Below are 18,290 nucleotides of genomic sequence, written 5' to 3'. Positions count from 1 at the left end.
GCGCTTTCCGGTTCGACGCGTAGTGAACGCAACCGGCACACGGCATATCGGCCTACCCGCCATTCATCTCGAGATGAGCCTTGAGCGCATCAATAAACACACGCACCTTCGGCACCGGATAACGTGCCGAAGGAAAAATGGCGTGAATGCCCGCGGGCGGCGATGACCACGCCGGCAGCAAGCGCACCAGCCGTCCCGCTGCAACGTCCTCTCCGATCGAGAAATTCGTCAGGTACGCCACGCCGCCGCCGGCCAATGTTGCTGCGCGACAGATAGGCGCGGTGTCGGCGAGCAATCCTGAACTGAAGCGCACAGTCCGCTTCCCGCCGCGCGTGCTTTCGAGCGGTGCAACCAGCGGCTTCGGTAAAGCGGACATGCCGACGAACGGCAACTTGGCAACCGCTTCGAGTGTGGTCGGCTTGCCCCAGCGGGCGACAAACGCCGGACTTGCGACAAGCCATTTGACGAAGCCGCCGATCTTCACCGCGCGATGACTCGAGTCCGCCAGCCGCCCGAGCCGGATCGCGACATCGACTGCTTCTGCGACCAGATCCACCTGACGGTCGGCCGACACGAGTTCAACCTTGAGTTCCGGATGGCGTTGCTGCAGCGCGACGAGCATAGGCGCCACCACGCTCGCTCCATAGTCGATAGGCGTCGCAACGCGCAGCGTTCCCCGCAACACCCCCGAGTCCTGCGCCAGTGCGGAAATGGCCTCTTCGGTCGCGCTCAGGATCTGCCGGCTCGCTTCATAGAACGTCCTGCCCGCCTCGGTCACGCTGACCCGGCGCGTGGTGCGCATGAGCAGGGTCGCCCCGACTTCGGCCTCGAGACGCTGCATGTGCGTACTGACCATGGTCTTCGCGATACCAAGACGGTCGGCCGCGGCCGTCAGCGAACCCGCCTCGACTACCGCCGCAAAAACCACCAGCCGGTTGAGGTTAACAGCGCTCAGGCTCGTCATGGGATTGTCCACTTTAAGAGGATTGTCTAACCATCATTATCCGTCTTCTCACGCCCTGTGCGGCGCACTATGCTCACTCCATCGAAACATTGGTTCAAACCCTTTCAGAGTCCATCATGCCCAAGCCGCTCCAACCGATACGCCTCCATACCACCCTGCTGTCCGGACACGGGCATCGGGCGAAGCTTTTCCTGACGCTGCTCGATCTGCCTTTCACAACGATCGAGCTCAACATGAAAGCCGGCGATAACCGCAAGCCGGCGCACCTGGCACTCAATCCGTTCGGTGAAGTACCGGTGATCGAAGATGGCGATATTGTCGTGACCGATTCCAACGCGATCCTGGTCTATCTCGCACGCAAATACGGCGACCCGTCGTGGCTGCCGGAAGACCCCGTAGGTGCGGCGGCGGTACAACGGTGGCTGTCGCTGGCGGCGGGAAAGATTGCGTATGGCCCCTGTGCCGCGCGTCTGGTCACGGTATTCGGCGCGCCGAAGGATTACGCGACAGCCAAGCAGATGGCGGAAGATCTCTTCGCGATCATCGATCCCGAGTTTCGCGACAAACCGTTCGCGGTCGGGCAGACGCCGACCATCGCGGACATCGCCGCCTATTCGTACATTGCGCATGCACCCGAAGGCGGCATCTCGCTCGAGCCGTTCCCGCATTTGCGCGCGTGGTTGAAGCGCATCGAGGCGCTGCCGCGTTTCCTGCCAATGCCCGTGACCAAGGCCGGCCTGCTTGCCGAGACCACGTAACACTCCATGCTGCACACGCTTCTCTCCGATACCGAGAACATCATGTCCTCTCTCGCACCCGCTCCTGTTGCCGCGCCGCCTTCGGGCTGGCGGGCCATGGAATCGCCGTTCCATGCCAGTGAACTCGCCGCGCAGGAACGGGCGGGCGTGCGCGAGCGGATGGACGTCGACGCGCGTCGCGGGATTCGCGACTACATGCCTGAGCAACATCGCCTGTTCTTTGCGGAACAGCCGTTCATGGTGCTCGGTGGAGTCGATGAAACGGGACAACCATGGGCCACGCTGCGGGTCGGTGCGCCGGGTTTTATCTCGACGCCGGATGAACGCACTTTGCGTATAGCCGGGCGAACTCTGGCAGGCGATCCGCTTGGCCGTACGTGGCAGGTCGGATCGGTCGTGGGCGGACTCGGCATTCAGCCCGCTACTCGGCGGCGCAATCGTGTGAACGGTGTCATTACCGCCATCGACGACCAAGCCATCACCATTGCGGTAAGCCAGAGCTTCGGCAATTGTGCAAAGTACATCCAGAGCCGCACGCCTGTCGAATTTAATGCGGGAGAAGAGTCATCGGAAGCGCCGCTTGTTTCAAATCGTCTGAACGATGCTGACCGGGCGCTGCTTGCGCGGGCGGATACGTTCTTCGTCGCCAGCGCGAACACATCGAGCGAAGCAGGGATGGGACGTGGCGCCGACGCGTCGCATCGCGGCGGCAAGCCGGGGTTTATTCGCATCGACGATGACAACACGCTGACCACGCCCGATTTCAGCGGCAATCTGTTTTTCAATACCATCGGCAACCTGATGCACGATCCGCGCGCAGGGCTGCTGGTGATCGACTTCGACACCGGCGACCTGCTGTATTTGGCCGTGGATGCCGAGATCATTTGGGAGGGCCCGGAACTCGCTTCCTTCGATGGCGCCGAGCGCTTGGTCCGCTGGCACGTGCGTGAGGTGCGTCGCACTTCGCGTGCGTTGCCCATGCGCTGGTCGGGCGTGCAATACGCGCCGCAGCTTGTGAAAACCGGTAGCTGGAAAGAGGTGGAGATTACGCCGGCAGCCGTGGGGGCGTGGCGCAAGTTAAAGGTCTACAAGGTTAGCGACGAGGCCCCCGGCATGCGGTCGTTCTATTTTCAAGCCGCTGATGGATCGACGCTTGCGGCATACGAGCCCGGGCAGTTCCTGCCGATCCGGTTGCATATTCCAGGATTCACAGCACCGTTGATCAGAACCTATACCCTCTCCAATGCCCACGATGGCCGGTACTATCGGATCACGGTAAAACGCGAGGGTGCGGCGTCGACGTGGCTGCATGAGAACGTCGAGGCAGGAATGGAGATCGAGGCGAAGGCGCCGGGCGGGGCTTTCGTACTTGACCGTACGAGCGGCCGCGCGGTGGTCCTGCTGTCTGCCGGCATTGGCATTACGCCAATGGTCGCGATGCTGAACAGCTTGCTCGCAGACACGAGCGGGCGCGCACAGCCCGAGCACATTCATTTTATCCATGGTGCTCGCCGGTCGGAAGAACGTCCGTTCGCTGAAGAACTCAAGGCTGCTGAGCAAGCGCACTCGCATCTTTCGGTGCATCTTCGCGACAGCCAGGCTGATGTCGTTCCCGGAGCGAACTTATCCGCTGGACGGGTTGATATTGCATATCTCAAGAGCGTGTTGCCGTTTGGTGATTACGACTTTTACCTCTGCGGCCCCGCCGCGTTCATGCAGGATATGTACAGCGGCTTACGCTCGCTCAACATTGCCGACGACCGGATTCGCTTTGAGGCGTTCGGACCGGCGAGTGTCAAACGGACGGAAAACGCTGCGCCGGCATCGACGGTAGCGAAGACTGTTGCGCCTCGTGACCCTGAGCGGTCATCGAAGGTAGTTTTCATGCGTACGCATCGCGACGCACAATGGTCGCCGGAAGACGGAAGCCTGCTGGATTTTGCAGAGGCGAACGGAATAACGGTTGCGTCGAATTGCCGGTCCGGAGTATGTGGCACATGTGCGACGCGGGTGTTGTCGGGAGACGTGACATATCCCGTGCCGTGCGAGGGGGAGATCCCGGCGGGACATGCGTTGATTTGCAGCGCCATACCCGCGAGGATGGGTTCGGGTGAAGAGTCAGCCGTCGTACTGGACCTGTGAGGGTGGCGTACTGGCCCCGGACGATCAGAAGAAAATGAAGTCGTCGTTGCTGTCGGGTAGAGCGCTTAACATGCGTTGAAACTGATAGCCGCCAATCACGCCTGCAAGACCGATGATGATCGCAAGCCACGTACGCTTAATGCGGCGTGCACGAATGGCGGATACCGCCGGCGAATGCGCGGAGTGCGTCACTTTCTTCTGTGTCGGGCGGCGCATTCAGCTAGCCACCGCTGCGGCGTCAGGCAGCATCGAAGCCAGCACCTCGGTAAATTCGGTCGTCCCGAAACGCTGCTCGCCTATTCCCTCTTCCACATCGATGCGGCCCGCGTTGTGCGTTTCGTAGAGGTCGATAATGAGCTGCGCATGGTCCGTGCCAAGGCCGGCGCGCTGCAGCATGGCCGGCCATTCGTTGCGCGGCACTTCATATGCGCTGATTTCACGCCTGCTTGCATCGCTCAGTGCGCGGGCGACATCGAGCGCACAGACTCGCCGCGGACCTTCAATGCTGACCACACGCGACCCACTCCCGCGCGACTCGTCCAGCAGCAGTTCTGCCGCTAACAGGCCCACGTCCTGTGCCGCCACCATTGGAAAGCGCTTGCTCGACGGATGATGCAGGCTCGGCAACTTACTGGTCGCCAGCGCCACAGGTATCACGCGCGCCCAGTTCTGCATATGTTCCGCCGCGCGCAACGATGTCAGGTTTTGAACCGCTGTTTGCAACTGCTTTTCAAGGGCATGAAAGAGCAAGGTGATGCCCGTGCCGTGGTCCAGTTCCGCGCCATAGTCGGACAGCGCGAGTACATGCCGTGGCGGATTGGCGCGCAAGGCATCGGATGCCACGTCAATCACGCGACGCATCGTGCTGCCGGGATGTGCGTCACCCACTGGGACCGGACACAGGATCTGTACTGCGTCCGCGCCCTCTATTGCTCTTGCGACCGATGCCGGGTTCATCAAATCGGCAAGCACGATCTCGCAGCCCATCCGCGCAAGATGCTCGCCCTGAGATTCGTTTCGTACCACGGCCCTGACCGCATGACCCGCATTGCGAAGCGATGCAGCGCTCACGCGCCCTACTTTGCCTGATGCTCCGAATATCACGAACACATTCGACTCCTTGTTGGCCTGGATGTCGTCATCGTAGGGAGGTTGAACATTCCAGGCGCGCAGGGAAGGATCGACATGCGCAGATACGGATGATTGTTTTGTGGCACTGCTGCGAGGCGGCCGGGCTCGCGCCATAACGCTTGCGACGGCATCGAGCAAATTGGCGCAAAACCCAGCACAATAGTCGCTTGCCGACCTCTGCGAGGACCTGCCATGAATGCCGTGACACCATTGCCCATGACGCTTTCAGGCTCCCGCGTTAATTTGCGTTCCAGCAGCGGTCGGGGCTGGAACGGCTTCGGTGCGGCGCTGCTCGGAATTTCGGCGGGCATGCACAGGATTCCGGCCATGCCGCATCACCGGGTCGGGGTGCATGTCGGGCCGCCAGTAATGGCGCGTTGCATGTGCGAGCAACGTCGCTACGCACGCGTTCAGGCGCATGGTGACGCCGACGTGATCCCCGCAGGACTCGAAGGCCAATGGGCCGACGAGTCGGACTGTACGATCCTCAGCATCTGGATCAGCGAGTCGTTCACGCGCAAGACGCTTGAGCAGCTCGAACTGAAATCAGGCATTGCCGGGATTCGTCCGCAACTCCAGATGCGCGATCCGCGTTTTCAGCATCTGGCGTGGGCGCTGCAGGCCGAACTCGAAGCCGGTGACGTGTCCGATCCGCTCTTTGCAGAAAGCCTTTGCACAGCGATGGTAGTCCGGCTGGCCGACACCGGCGGCGGCATCGCCACACTCGAAGGCCGTAGGCGGACGTTGGCACCGCGAACGGCTACAAGCGTGATCGACTTCATCGAAAGCAATCTGGATCAACGCCTGACGCTTGACGAACTCGCCGCGTTGGCCCAGCTTAGCGTGCCGCATTTCAAGGTGCTGTTTCGCGAGACGCTCGGCATGCCGGTGCATCGATACGTCGTGCAGCGACGCGTCGAACGCGCGAAGGCATTACTGTTGCAAGGCAAGCTTAGTACCAGCCAGGTGGCGCTGGAAACGGGTTTTTCTCATCAGAGTCATATGGCGCACTGGATGAACCGGCTGCTTGGCCTTACGCCGCGCGAGATCGCAAAAGACGCTAGGCAGACGCTCCAACTCGCTGGTCCAACTCCGGCGAGTACAGCGAATGCAACGCATAAGGAACCGCTTTCACGTTGAATCGATGACCAGCATTTCAGGAACTTCGCTGGGCCTCCACGTCCGGGCGATCAACCGATTACGGTTTGTGGGCGCTGACGTTCAGCTATGTATGTACCAAGCCAGTTTTTCCGTAGCTATGTGGCATGGGGATCCTTAATCACGGTCCATGCCATGGTCCTCACCCGCCAACCATCCGCCGTCCCCTTCCCCACCCGCTGGCAACAACGGTCATCCCCGCCAGCGCCACTAGCGTCATGCCGTACACATCGGTGGTCAGACGCAACCCGACGACATGGGCCATCGTCCCTGCAACAATCGCCGGCACGCTGAACGCCAGATAACTCAGCACGTAGAACGCTGCCATCAGCCCCGCGCGTTCGTGCGGTTCAGCCAGCGGCAAGACCGAGCGCAATGCGCCTTGAAACGCCGAGCCAAAGCCCATTCCGGCCATGACAGTGCCGGCAAAAAAGATCCACGCATTGTCTGCATGCACTCCCGCCAGCGTCACCAGCAATCCGGCTGCAAGCACCACGGCGCCCGTCATCAGCAACCGGGGCGTGCTCAACGCGCGCAACAGCAGCACGGCGGCCAGACCGCCACCCGTTAATGCAAACACAACCCAACCGCCCGTCATGACGTCGTCGTTGCCTGTCACAGCGCGGGCAAGCGTTGGCCCTAGCGACAGATAGAACCCGCCCAACGCCCATAGCGCGACGTTGACCGGTGCGATGCGCAACATCGCCGCCCGCGCCGCACGGGGCACGCGCACGCGCGGCAGCAGCGAAGCCAGCGTACCCGGGCTGCGGCTCACCGTCTCCGGCAGCATCCACACACCCACCGCCTGAAGCACGAACGCCGCGATCAGCAAGAGGTAGACACTCTGCATGGGCGCGGGCGCATAGTCGATCAGCAAGCTCGTGCCAAGCGCGCCCACCCCCATGCCAAGCATCGGCGAAAGCGTGTTGACCAGCGAACCGCGCGTACGGCTGGCATCGAGAATCGCAGCGCCCAGCGCGCTCGTGGCCGTACCGGTTGCAAAGCCCTGAAGGACACGCGCCAGGATCAGCATCTGGACGTTGTGGGCGCCGGCGAAAATCAGCATTGCCACGACCTCAAGCACTACCCCGCCGATAATCGCCGGACGCCGGCCGATGTGATCGGATAGCGACCCGGTCGTCAGCAGCGCAACCAGCAGGCTGAATGCGTAGACGCCGAATACCAGTGTCAGCGTCGCCGAAGAGAACCCCCATGCCTCCTGATACAGGCGATAAAGCGGCGTCGGCGCACTCGACGCGGCAAAGAACATTGCCGCGGTGAACCCGTAAAGGGGCAGCGCGTAACGTGTCCTGTCGTGAGTAAAACGCGGGGCATTATCGATGGCCATTGCACACTCCGGAAAATAAACGCAAAATAATTGCTTTAGCGGATTGTGCGCGTTATTTTTCGCTAATGCAATTTTTTAGCTTTAACGGGTTTCATCGATACAAGCGAACACGGTGGAGAGGGACAAGCAATGGCAGCAAGAGAAGGGTTGCGACCCGGTGGACGTAGCGCGCGGGTGCAGGAGTCCGTGCACCACGCAGTCAAGACGTTGCTGGACGAAATACCGCGCGAGGAACTGACGGTGCCGCAGGTCGCGGCGCGCGCCGGGGTGACGCCGTCCACGATCTACCGTCGTTGGGGCGACCTGCCGACCCTGCTCGCCGATGTCGCCCTGCAGCGTTTTCATCCGGATAACGGCCCGGCCGACATGGGCTCGCTGCGCAGCGATCTGGAAACGTGGGCGCAGGGGTACCAGGAGGAGATGTCGTCGGCGCCCGGCCGCGCCATGACGCGCGATGTACTGGCAAGCAACGACGCCCGCAGCCCCGCCTGCCAGTGCGCGGCCATCACGCGCTCGCAGATCCGGATGATTCTGGACAGAGCAGTGGAACGAGGCGAAATACCGCCCGATATCAACAACGTAATGGATAACGTCGTCGCTCCGCTCATCTATCGTCTACTCTTCGACGATGCCCCGATCGACCCGGCATTCGCCCGAACCCGTATGGCAATGTTGCTGGCCCCGAAACGCAAAGCGCCTTGAATCACAAGCTATGAAGCAAGCCGGCATGTGCATTTTCAGGAGCCCTTTGCATTTCGATGCATGACGCGTCAGACCTGTGTTCGAAGCGGATGGCAAGTCGATGAGGGTCTCAGCAATCACGGTACAAGGCTGGTACCGGCGTTATGCAAATTAGCAACACCATCGCCCGTGGGCATCACACGGTGGCATCATTATTCCCTCGCTTCTTCCACGAGCCTCTTGCGAACATGTCGAATCTGATCGTCCATGGCGGCGTCCCCCTACGCGGGGAAATCACTCCGTCCGCCAATAAAAACGCTGTCCTTCCTATCCTTTGCGCCACGCTGCTGACCGATCAGCCGCTGCGTCTCATCGGCGTACCTGAAATCACCGACGTCAAGAAGATCCTCGATATTTTCCGTACGCTCGGCAGCAACGTATCGATGGACTTTTCCACCGGCATCCTCAACCTGCATCATCACGCAACGACCTTCGATCCCGTCGCGCATCATTTGCCCGAGGAGATGCGCTCGTCCATCATGCTGGTGCCGCCTTTGCTCGCGCGTTTCGGCGTGGCGCGACTGGAAAACGACGTCAAGGGCTGCACGCTTGGGGTTCGCGAAATCGATCCGCATGTCGAGGTATTCGAACGCTTTGGCGCACAGATCGAACGCACGACCGACTCGCTCATTGTGCGGACCGCTTCAACCGCCAAGCAGATGACCGCGAATCATCACTGGCTGGACTATGCCTCGGTCACGACCACCGAAAACTTCGCGCTCTGTGCGGCAGCGGCGGACGGTACGTCGACGCTGGTCAACGCGGCATCGGAACCGCACGTGCAGGAGTTTTGCCGTTTCCTCGCGCTGCTCGGTGTGCCAATCGATGGCATCGGCACGTCACGTTTGAGCGTCACGGGCGGCCGCAAGTTGAGCGGTGGCGAGTTCCGTTTCAGCGAGGACTTCCACGAAATAGCGACCTTCCTCGCGCTCGGTGCGATCACCGGCGGCGATATCGCGGTGAGGAATACGGCACCCGACCAGTTTCCGCTGATCGATCGGACCTTCGCGAAGTTCGGTGTGACCGTGGAGCATCGGGACGGCTGGTCGCGCGCGTTCCAGGACGGTCCATTGCGCGTGCGCCGGCCGTTCACGCAGAACATTCTCACGAAGGTGGAAGCCGCGCCCTGGCCGTATCTGCCGGTTGACCTGCTGCCCATCTTCATCGCGCTCGGCGTGAAAGCCGAAGGCAGCGCCATGTTCTGGAACAAGGTCTACGACGGCGCGATGGGATGGTCGGTTGAACTATCGAAGTTCGGCGCGCATGTGTTCCTGTCCGACCCGCATCGGCTGATCACGTTCGGCGGCCTGCCCTTGAGTCCTGCGAAAGTGGAGAGCCCGTACATCATTCGCGTGGCGATTGCGTTGCTGATGGTCGCGGCGAGCATCAAGGGGCGTTCGGAAATCATCAATGCATTGCCGATCCGCCGTGCGCATCCGCGCTTCGTGGAAAACCTGCGCTCGGTCGGCGCGGACGTGGAGTGGACCAGCAGCGAATGAAGTCAGAGGTGAATACGCGTCGCGGGTGGTAGCCGCGGCGCGAGAAAGCGCAAGAAAACCCGAACCGTGCCGGCAGCAATCAAACATCCGTCGGCACGGCTTTGCGTGCATCATGCGTGCTTCAATAACCGAGCAATAAAAGAGCGCGCTTGGGCAGTGCCCAGATCATCCGGGAGGCCAGCACCGCGCTCAATACCCACAAAGATTACAAACGGAAACTCGCAAAAGCCGCAGTAGAAAAACTTGGCTTAGGCTGCCTTGGATAGCTGAGCGCGCAGGTCCGCCAGCGACTTGCGCTGCTGCCCTTCTGCATCGAAGTTCTCCGGCGCGAGCCATTGTTCGAATGCGGCACGCACCGTGGGCCATTCGCTGTCGACGATTGAGAACCACGCAGTATCCCGTGTCCGTCCCTTGTAGAGCACGGCCTGCCGGAAGATGCCCTCGAACTGGAAACCCAGCCGCGCCGCCGCTTGCCGCGATGGCGCGTTCAACGCGTCGCACTTCCATTCGTAGCGGCGGTAGCCGAGTTCATCGAACGCATGTTTCATCAACAGGTACTGGGCTTCCGTCGAGATCGGCGTGCGTTTGAGCAGCGGCGAGAACGCCACGTTGCCGACTTCGATAACCCCATTGGCCCGGTCAATCCGCATCAGCGACAACGTACCGATCGCGGTTTCCCTCTTCAGGTCGATGACCGCATAGTGCTGGGGATCGGGACTGACCGCGGCCCGTTCGACATACTCGCGATAGCTCGCTGCATCGTCGAACGGGCCTACCGGCATGTAGGTCCAGTCACGGCCATCCGGGGCCTGGCTAAAGGCGGTGAAGAGGTCGGTCGCGTGGTGCGGTTCGAGCGGCTCAAGCCGGCAATACTGTCCCTCGATAGGATTGCGCGGTGGATGCACACGCGCGGTCCAGTGGGGCACGAACTCGCCAACGGGTTGCTGATACTGATTCAAGGTGCTGGGCATAACGGTTCCTTGCGGCTTGGGACGATCGTAGAGCAGGAGCTTACGCAAAACGTGGGTGAAGCATGTGCTAACGTACGCGCATCATGGAACCTTAGAAAGTGCCACATTCTGTATTTTTCATGGCTCCACGCTCATGGCTCCGCCTGCTGGCGTGCACTTCTCCATTGCGCTTATGACAACCGCTGCTTCGTCGCCTGTGCCGCAAACCCTGCTTGAGGCTCCGCTCGCCAAAGGTCCCGGCGCGGCGCCCATGCAGCGGCAGTTGCACCATCGATTCAAGGAAGCCATCCTCGGCGGCCACATTGCGCCGGGAAGCCGCCTGCCGGGCTCGCGCTCGCTGGCTGAGGCGCTGGCGATTTCCCGCAACACGGTGACCGCCGCGTACGACCTGCTGGCGGCAGAGGGGTATGTGCAGCCTGACCGGCAGGGCACGCGGGTAGCGGCGTTGTCGCGTCCGGCGCCGCCGCAAGGCAGGCGCAATGCACCGGCTGCGCCGGCCACCTCGCAGCGGCTGACGCGCATTCAGGCCACCGCGCCGCCGGCCGAGGGGAACGCTGCATTGCGTCCGGGTGTTCCCGCCTTGTCTCATTTCCCGCTGGCTGCGTGGCGCCGTGCAATCGACCGTGCCATTCGAAACGCGGGGTCATCGGCTCTTGGTTACGGGGACCCTCCGGGTGAACCGGCGTTGGGTGCGTCGATTGCGCGGCATCTGGGTATCGCCCGGGGGGTGCGATGCGAACCCGCTCAGGTCGTCATTACCGAGGGGGCGCAAGAAGCGCTTTCGCTATGCGTGCGCTTGCTGACCAATGCCGGCGATACCGCGTGGATTGAAGACCCGGGTTATCGGGGAGCTAAGGCGGCGATGCGCGCGGGCGACCTGCGCATGGTGCCGATGCGCGTTGACGCCGATGGTCTCATCGCCGATGAAAGCGACTGGAAGTCGCGGCCGCCACGGCTGATCTACACGACGCCTTCGCATCAATATCCCGCAGGCGCGGTGCTGACCGTCGCGCGCCGGCTTGAGCTGATTGCGCAGGCTCAGCGTCATGGTGCGTGGATCATCGAGGACGACTACGACAGTGAATTCCGACACGCGGGTGAGCCTATTGGTGCCATGCAGGGATTGGTGACGCAGGCGCCCGTGCTGTACGTGGGCACGTTCAGCAAGACGATGTTTCCGTCGTTGCGCCTGGGGTTTCTGGTCTTGCCCGAGACCCTGGTGGCGCAGATGCGTGCGCCGCTGGACGACATGCTGCGAGGCGGTCACCGTTATGAACAGCTTGCGTTGGCCGAGTTCATCGAAAGCGGTCAGTTCAGCCGGCATTTGGGCCGCATGCGGCGGTTGTATCGCGACCGGCAGCATGCGTTGAGAGAAGCGTTGACCCGGCACTTGCCTATGACGCATGTCATTGAGGGTGGGTATTGTGGCTTGCACTTAACGGTACGATTGCCGGCGTGCTATCCCGACCGCGAGATTGCCGATGCGGCACGGCGGCACGGCATGGCGCCCGGGCCGTTATCCGGTTTTGCGCTGCAGCCCATGCCCGAGGATAATGGGCTCGTGCTGGGGTATGGGAATACATCGGCGGAGTTGTTTGAGCCTTTGGTCAGGCTTCTGGCTAGGCTGGTTCTTGAGGTGAAGGTCTAGGGTTTTTCGCTCGCGCCGGTGGACGGTTTTTTTGGGGGGGCGGCGGTTGGGGTTGGTCCGGGTTCCATGGTTAGTGGTCGGGGTTGATGTTGGGGTGGTCGGTTCTGGCGTTAGTGGTCGGGGTCAATGCCGGGTTGCTGCTTTCGGCGGTAGTGGTCTGCGAGAGTCGGATTTTCTCTTTATCACTATTAGCCACTGTGCGTGGCGGCACGTCATTTCTTTGTCCAAAGCGACAAAGAAACGAAGCAAAGAAAACGCTTTCAACCACGCTACCCTAAGTGTCCACAGCGTGCAGTTTTCATTCATGGGTGCCCCAAAAGCACGGTGCTCGCCAGAGCCACGGATGTGTGAAACCCTCCGTCTCCGAACACCGATACCCACACGCTTCGCCACCAGTGATTGAACCTGCCCAAGGAGCACCCCGCGCTATCCGCGGACAACCTCCCTCCAAATATGTACGCGCCTCGAACCACGTTGCCAACCCTGCTGAAAACGAGGTCGCGAAGATGCGGGCGGCCGTAACCGACGAAAATAGCCGTACAGAACGCGCAGCCAATTCACAAAAACTGAAGCAGTAAACACAAAACGCATCAAGCTGTGGCCAATGAATACGGTCGCACAACCAGGTAGCTAACCTGTTAAAAAATCGCGGCCGTAAATATCCGTAAGGCCGTGCGGGTTCCTTAGCAAGCGTGCTTGCCCGAGAGCGTACGGGGCGAAGCGTGTTCGTGTCAGGATTCGCGAGAAGGAGGGGTTCACACATCCTTCGCTCTGGCGAGCACCGTGCTTTTGGGGCACCTATGAATCAAAACTGCACGCTGTGGACACTTAGGGTAGCGTGTTTGAAAGCGCTTTCTTTGCTTCGTTTCTTTGTCGCTTTGGACAAAGAAATGACGTGCCGCCACGCACAGTGGCTAACAGTGATAAAGAGAAAATCCGACTCTCGCAGACCACTAACGCCGAAAGCACCAACCCGGCATTGACCCCCGACCACTAACCCCAGAACCGACCACCCCAGCATAGACCCCGACCACTAACCCTGAAACCCGGACCAACCCCAACCGCCCCCCAAAAAACCGTCCACCGGCGCGAGCGAAAAACCACACTCTAAACCAACACATCCGAGAACACCCGATTAGCAAAGTGGCTCGAATCCGTGCTGCCATTCAACACACCCACGGTCTTCAAGTCGTCCGCGTACAGCGCAATCTCCTTCTTGAACGCATCCCCCGTCGGATGATGATGATCCGTGTGACTCTTGAGCATGGCGGTCAGCTGCGCCACGTCAGCTTGCGGCGCGTACTGCGCAAAGATAGTCGCCGCTTCCGCAGGATGGTTCGCCGTCCATTCAGTTGCGTCGAGCAAAGCCTGCGTCAATGCCTGCGCCGTCGCACGATCTTTCCTTACCAGCGTCCCACGCACGCCGAGCACGCAGCACACGCGCGTCTGATACTCACCGCACAGGTTGTTCGACACCTCGTAGAGATGGTCCGATTCCCGCAGCATCCAGATGGTCGGATCGCCGTCCGCTATCGCGTGGATCTCGCCCTTCTTCAATGCCTCGCCCAGCAAGTTGGCGGGATACTGACGCCACTGAACTTCGTTATCCGGATCAATGCCGATCTTCTTCAGCGTGATAGCAAAGAAGTTCTTGGCCGGACTCGCCATGTCGCTCACGCCCACTATCTTGCCGCGCAAGCCGGGCAGATCGACAATTCCCGAACTGCGCGTCGCGAGCAAGCGCATGCAGCCACCGTGAATGCCGGCAGTAAGCTTGACGTCGAAACCCTGTTCCAGCGGCTTGATCCAGCGCAACGCCATGCCAACGCCCGCATCCGACTTGCCGGTTGCAATGGCTTCGAGCAACTGGTCCGTGGACCCAGCGAAGTTGATCAGCTCAACGTCCAGGCCACGCTTGGCAAAGAAGCCCTGCTTGACCGCCACCGGTACCGGCGCCGTACAAATCGCACCGGCATTCCACGATAACTTCAACTGTTTCAACCGGCTGTCGTCGGCACGGGCAGGCAATCCTGCAAGACCAAACGATGCCCCGCCAAGTGCCGCCGCACCAGCAGTCCATGCGGTCTTGCGCAGCCACGCGCGGCGCGAAATATTCTCCGGCACGACGGCTTTTTCGCCATCATCGGCATCAGGACGATTCATCAAACATTCTCCACGGGTCGTTCGTTATTGATATTTTGTCTGGGTGATTTTGATCAGGAAACTCACTTGCCAACTCAAGCAACCAGACCAAGTAACGCAAGCACTTCACGCCGAAGTTCAACCAGCTTGGGATCGTCTCGATGCCGCGGATACGGCGCGTCATTGCGCACCTCCGCAGTCACCCGTGCAGGACGCTCACTGAAAACAATCACCCGGTTTGCAAGGAACAACGCCTCTTCCACATCGTGTGTCACAAGCAGCACGGAGAAGCGCGCGTCCAGCCACAACTTCACCAGCTCGCCTTGCATCCGCAGCCGGGTGAGAGAGTCCAGCTTGCCGAACGGCTCGTCGAGCACAAGCAACTCGGGATCGTTGACAAGCGCCCGCGCCAGCGCAACACGCTGCGCCATGCCGCCGGACAACTGATGCGGGTAGGCGGCCGCGAAGTCGGTCAGACCGACCAGTTGCAACGCGGCGTCTATACGCTGTTCCGCCGAACGCTCGCCATCGGGAAGAGCCTCGACCGAGCGAGCCCGGCTCCACGGAAACCGCCGCCGTCTGCGCTGCGCCTCGGGTCCAAGGCCAACATTGGCGCGTACCGTGCGCCACGGATACAAGGTCGGATCCTGGAACACCACGACCCGCGACGGGTCCGGACCGCGTATAGCCACCCCGTTCGACGACACCGTGCCAACCGCAGGGGCATCGAGTCCGGCCACGAGCCTGAGCAAGGTCGACTTGCCACAACCGCTGGGCCCGAGCAATGCGACGAACTCACCCGGTGCAACCGAGAAGCTGACATCGTCGAGAACCGGCAGCGCCGCGCCGTGCAGCGAGAACCGATGACTCACGTCGCTGACGTCGATACGCGCGCCGGTTGCCGTGGCCTTGAATGCCGGCTGCGCGGCTTGCGCCGATTGCGCAACACCTTGCGTGCTTACCATTTCAACAACCCCTTCTGCCAGGCAAGTAACCGGTCTCTAAAGCGGAACAGCAATGTGATCAGGCCTGAGCACATGAGCGCCATGACCAGCAACGCCGCGTACATGTTCGAGTAAGCCGCCCATCCCTGCGCCCATTGCAAATACCAGCCGAGCCCGGCTTTCACACCCATCATCTCCGCCACGATCAGCACGGAAAACGACGCCCCCAGTCCCATGAAAAGTCCGACGAATACGGACGGCAACGCGGCCGGTATCGCAACCTTCAGGATCAGAAAACCGGGCCGTGCGCCAAGCGTACGGGCGATGTCGTAGAACGCGCTGTTGACGCCGGCCACGCCCGACCATGTAAGCACCGCCACGGGAAAGCCGGTGGCGAGCGCAATCAGGAACACGCTGGCGCTAAAGCTCGACGGAAAGAAAAAGAACGCCAGCGGTAACCAGGCGGTAGCCGGCAACGGACCGATCAGCCGCAATACCGGATGCAGCCAGTACCCCACTGCTCGCGACCAGCCGATCCCGACTCCTGTCACAAAGCCCACTATCGCTCCGATCACATAACCATAAGCAAGCAATCCGAAAGAATGGGCGACGCTTGATCCGAGGCGGGGGAAGTCATCGAAATAAACGGCGATCAGTGCTTGAGGGGGAGCGAAAAACGGCCGAGGCAGCCATTCGAGTTTCGCGGTGAGTACTTCCCACGCCGTCACGGCCACCGCGAGCGCAACCAGCCAGGGCATGGCCGCAAGCCAGCGTTCAGCGCGTGATTGAGGCGCATCGGCCTGGCGCGCCAGGAGGCTTCTGCGCGCTGCCACACCTATCAGCAGCGCCGTCACCGCGAGCACCAGCTTGAGGACCAGCAGATGACCGGTGTAGGGCCACTCGTCCGCGTCAGGCCACCAGCGCGTCAAGCCGGCGCTGGCGAGCCATGCCAGTGCTGCCAGCCATGCGGGCAACAGGCTCCTGCCCGCCTCGCTCGAAGACGCCGCGCTCACGCGGGCCGGTTGCGTCCGGGTGCTCGCCGCATGCGGCTGGAACCCGACGCTGGGGTGTCCGGAGGCTGGATCGAAATGAGGAGTGCCGGACATGATGGGGAAGGCCCTCGTTACGTTGAAAAACCTGTGCACACGCACTGGAGCCGAATTTTCGAAAACGCGCTATCTCGCTACAAACGCTAAGACTAGCGACGCTTCGACCGCTTAACAATTATTCGTTTGCGATATGTTTATGAGGCCACGTGCTTTATCGATTGCATGATCGTTCAGACGATATCGGCCTTCTCTCCTTGCCACACACTATGCGCATAGAGCGTCTCGTTGAAGTCGGGAGGCACCTCGCCATTCAGGCGTTCCTCGTGGCGATCGAGATCGGCGAGAAACAGATCGCGGCTGATCCGGCTCACCACTGCCGGGATATCGCGCTTCATGCTCGGCACGTCGCCTACCGGCACACCGGAGCTGACGAGGCCCGCAGGGTTGTAGACGTGAAGGTTCGCGAGATAAGGCGCCGTTCCGGGGATTTTCTCCAGATACTCGAGCGCTGCACCAAGGTAGGGATGAGCGCCGAGGTAATCATCACGCTCGTTATCCGCGGGGACATATCGGTCGCGCCACAGCAGGATGTCTTTCGATAATGCTGAAAGCTCAGGACGCACAGCCGGGTCGACAAGATAGCCGGTACCCGCGATCGCAAAGTCGAACCGGAAGTGCTCGTTGCCTACCTGCGCCGCAATATGCCCGCCCTCCGCGCTTGCGTGATTCCAAGCCGCGCCAAGATGCAGATGAAAGTTCGGATGCTTCGTCACGCGTTCCACGGCGTCGAACGGAGGCGTTGAACCTGCCTGGCGGAAGCGCAATGCCTGACGCCAGCGCAAGGCGTCCGGTAACTGCGGGTAGTTGTCGTACGCACCGGGGTACGCTCGGGTACGCGTGATAGGCACGGCGGGAATCGCGGGGCGGCGCACAAAGAGATGCACCTGCCCGGCGCCCGCTTCGAGTGCCGTAGCAGCGGCGTCGAAAGCGGACGCCGCACCACCGATCACCGCCACCACTTTGCCGCGGAGCGCAGTGAAATCGATAGGCTCGGAGGTATGTGCGTAGAGCGAGCGCGGCAGGTTCTCGTACAGTACGGCCGGTATCTGTGCGGCGCCATTACCCGCTACGCCGTTGCACAGGATGACCTTGCGTGCCGTCTCAACATGCTCGTCACCCTCTGCGTTCAGCAGGCGCAACCGGAAGTGCGAGTCCACCGGTTCAATCCGCGTGAGACGCGTGGCATAACGAATCGGAATCTTCAGGAAGTGTCGATACCACCCAAGATATTCGGCCCAGCGCACGCGAGGAATCCGGTCGATATCCGCATAGGCCGCCGCGCCCCAACGCGCTTCGAACCATGCCTGGAAGCTCAATCCCGCCACGCTGAGTTCCGGCCCCGTCAGCGTCTTCGGCGTACGCAATTTGTTCATGCGCGCCCGGTCGAGCCAGACGCCCGCACTCGCTTCGTCGGCCGCCGCATCGATCACCGACACCTTGCCGATACCCGCGCGCCGCAGCGCGAACGCAAACGCGACGCCGGTCTGTCCGCCGCCAACGATCACGACGTTGTGGTCGATACCCGCGCGGTCCGGCACCCAGTTATCAGGGTCGGGGCCTAGCAGGCGCAGCGCGTCGAGCGCGTTTGCATCGGGATTGGCGGCTGTGGTTGTCATTGCGCGGATTGATCAGGAAATGGAGGGATGGTCGAGATATTGAAAAGGGACGCGCGCGCTGGCAACCAAGCAATTCAACTTTGCTTAGACGCTTTTTACGGAAGGGCCGGGAAGGTGTG

At 61.3% G+C, this 18,290-nt stretch carries 15 protein-coding genes; 6 read left to right on the top strand and 9 right to left on the bottom strand.

Going from position 1 to position 18,290, the window contains the following annotated elements; all coding sequences use genetic code 11:
- Positions 1–52 precede the first annotated feature (52 nt).
- Positions 53–964, bottom strand: a complete 912-nt coding sequence (locus ACSQ8V_RS33370; protein ID WP_436208665.1) for a LysR family transcriptional regulator — start codon at positions 962–964, stop codon at positions 53–55.
- A 116-nt stretch (positions 965–1,080) separates the two neighbouring features.
- Here ACSQ8V_RS33370 and ACSQ8V_RS33365 point away from each other — a divergent pair, with 116 nt between their 5' ends.
- On the top strand, positions 1,081–1,722 hold the full coding sequence (locus ACSQ8V_RS33365) for a glutathione S-transferase family protein (RefSeq protein WP_213765935.1): 642 nt from the start codon (positions 1,081–1,083) through the stop codon (positions 1,720–1,722).
- A gap of 42 nt (positions 1,723–1,764) precedes the next feature.
- A complete protein-coding gene (locus ACSQ8V_RS33360; RefSeq protein WP_436208664.1) occupies positions 1,765–3,864 on the top strand; it encodes a 2Fe-2S iron-sulfur cluster-binding protein in 2,100 nt (699 codons plus the stop codon).
- Between the two features lie 24 nt (positions 3,865–3,888).
- Here the strand turns inward: ACSQ8V_RS33360 and ACSQ8V_RS33355 are convergent, their stop codons facing one another.
- The gene (locus tag ACSQ8V_RS33355; protein WP_436208663.1) at positions 3,889–4,080 is read right to left on the bottom strand and encodes a hypothetical protein; all 192 of its coding nucleotides are present in this window, start codon (positions 4,078–4,080) and stop codon (positions 3,889–3,891) included.
- Positions 4,081–4,974 carry an NAD(P)H-binding protein gene (locus ACSQ8V_RS33350; protein ID WP_436208662.1) on the bottom strand — a complete coding sequence of 298 codons (894 nt, stop codon included), beginning with the start codon at positions 4,972–4,974 and terminating at the stop codon, positions 4,081–4,083.
- 213 nt (positions 4,975–5,187) lie between these two features.
- Between ACSQ8V_RS33350 and ACSQ8V_RS33345 the strand changes: the two genes are divergently transcribed.
- Positions 5,188–6,135, top strand: coding sequence for a helix-turn-helix domain-containing protein (locus tag ACSQ8V_RS33345; protein WP_436208661.1), 948 nt, complete (start codon positions 5,188–5,190; stop codon positions 6,133–6,135).
- A gap of 160 nt (positions 6,136–6,295) precedes the next feature.
- On the opposite strand, the gene ACSQ8V_RS33340 is transcribed toward ACSQ8V_RS33345, so the two are convergent.
- A complete protein-coding gene (locus ACSQ8V_RS33340) occupies positions 6,296–7,501 on the bottom strand; it encodes an MFS transporter (RefSeq protein WP_436208660.1) in 1,206 nt (401 codons plus the stop codon).
- Positions 7,502–7,630: 129 nt separating this feature from the next.
- Between ACSQ8V_RS33340 and ACSQ8V_RS33335 the strand changes: the two genes are divergently transcribed.
- Positions 7,631–8,203 (top strand): TetR/AcrR family transcriptional regulator C-terminal ligand-binding domain-containing protein, encoded by a 573-nt coding sequence (locus ACSQ8V_RS33335; RefSeq protein ID WP_436208659.1) that lies wholly within the window; start codon positions 7,631–7,633, stop codon positions 8,201–8,203.
- Between the two features lie 227 nt (positions 8,204–8,430).
- Positions 8,431–9,741: a UDP-N-acetylglucosamine 1-carboxyvinyltransferase gene (locus ACSQ8V_RS33330; RefSeq protein ID WP_436208658.1), complete on the top strand. Its 1,311-nt coding sequence runs from the start codon at positions 8,431–8,433 to the stop codon at positions 9,739–9,741.
- Between the two features lie 248 nt (positions 9,742–9,989).
- Here ACSQ8V_RS33330 and ACSQ8V_RS33325 read toward each other — a convergent pair whose 3' ends face one another.
- Complete coding sequence (locus ACSQ8V_RS33325; protein WP_436208657.1) at positions 9,990–10,712, bottom strand: GNAT family N-acetyltransferase; 723 nt, start codon at positions 10,710–10,712, stop codon at positions 9,990–9,992.
- A 172-nt stretch (positions 10,713–10,884) separates the two neighbouring features.
- Between ACSQ8V_RS33325 and ACSQ8V_RS33320 the strand changes: the two genes are divergently transcribed.
- Positions 10,885–12,360, top strand: coding sequence for a PLP-dependent aminotransferase family protein (locus tag ACSQ8V_RS33320; RefSeq protein ID WP_436209234.1), 1,476 nt, complete (start codon positions 10,885–10,887; stop codon positions 12,358–12,360).
- A gap of 1,107 nt (positions 12,361–13,467) precedes the next feature.
- Here the strand turns inward: ACSQ8V_RS33320 and ACSQ8V_RS33315 are convergent.
- The 4 genes from ACSQ8V_RS33315 to ACSQ8V_RS33300 all read right to left on the bottom strand — a co-directional run bounded on the left by ACSQ8V_RS33315 (position 13,468) and on the right by ACSQ8V_RS33300 (position 18,171).
- Complete coding sequence (locus ACSQ8V_RS33315; protein WP_436186017.1) at positions 13,468–14,523, bottom strand: ABC transporter substrate-binding protein; 1,056 nt, start codon at positions 14,521–14,523, stop codon at positions 13,468–13,470.
- Between the two features lie 74 nt (positions 14,524–14,597).
- Positions 14,598–15,467 carry an ABC transporter ATP-binding protein gene (locus ACSQ8V_RS33310; protein ID WP_436208656.1) on the bottom strand — a complete coding sequence of 290 codons (870 nt, stop codon included), beginning with the start codon at positions 15,465–15,467 and terminating at the stop codon, positions 14,598–14,600.
- Positions 15,461–16,552: an ABC transporter permease gene (locus ACSQ8V_RS33305; RefSeq protein WP_436208655.1), complete on the bottom strand. Its 1,092-nt coding sequence runs from the start codon at positions 16,550–16,552 to the stop codon at positions 15,461–15,463. The genes ACSQ8V_RS33310 and ACSQ8V_RS33305 overlap by 7 nt, the downstream gene beginning before the upstream one ends.
- 173 nt (positions 16,553–16,725) lie before the next feature.
- The gene (locus ACSQ8V_RS33300) at positions 16,726–18,171 is read right to left on the bottom strand and encodes an NAD(P)-binding domain-containing protein (protein ID WP_436208654.1); all 1,446 of its coding nucleotides are present in this window, start codon (positions 18,169–18,171) and stop codon (positions 16,726–16,728) included.
- Between the last annotated feature and the right edge of the window lie 119 nt (positions 18,172–18,290).

This window comes from Caballeronia sp. LjRoot31, from assembly GCF_964253885.1.
Classification (GTDB): domain Bacteria; phylum Pseudomonadota; class Gammaproteobacteria; order Burkholderiales; family Burkholderiaceae; genus Caballeronia.
Note: the sequence above shows the minus strand (reverse complement) of the source record. Positions and strands in the feature narration are given on the sequence as shown.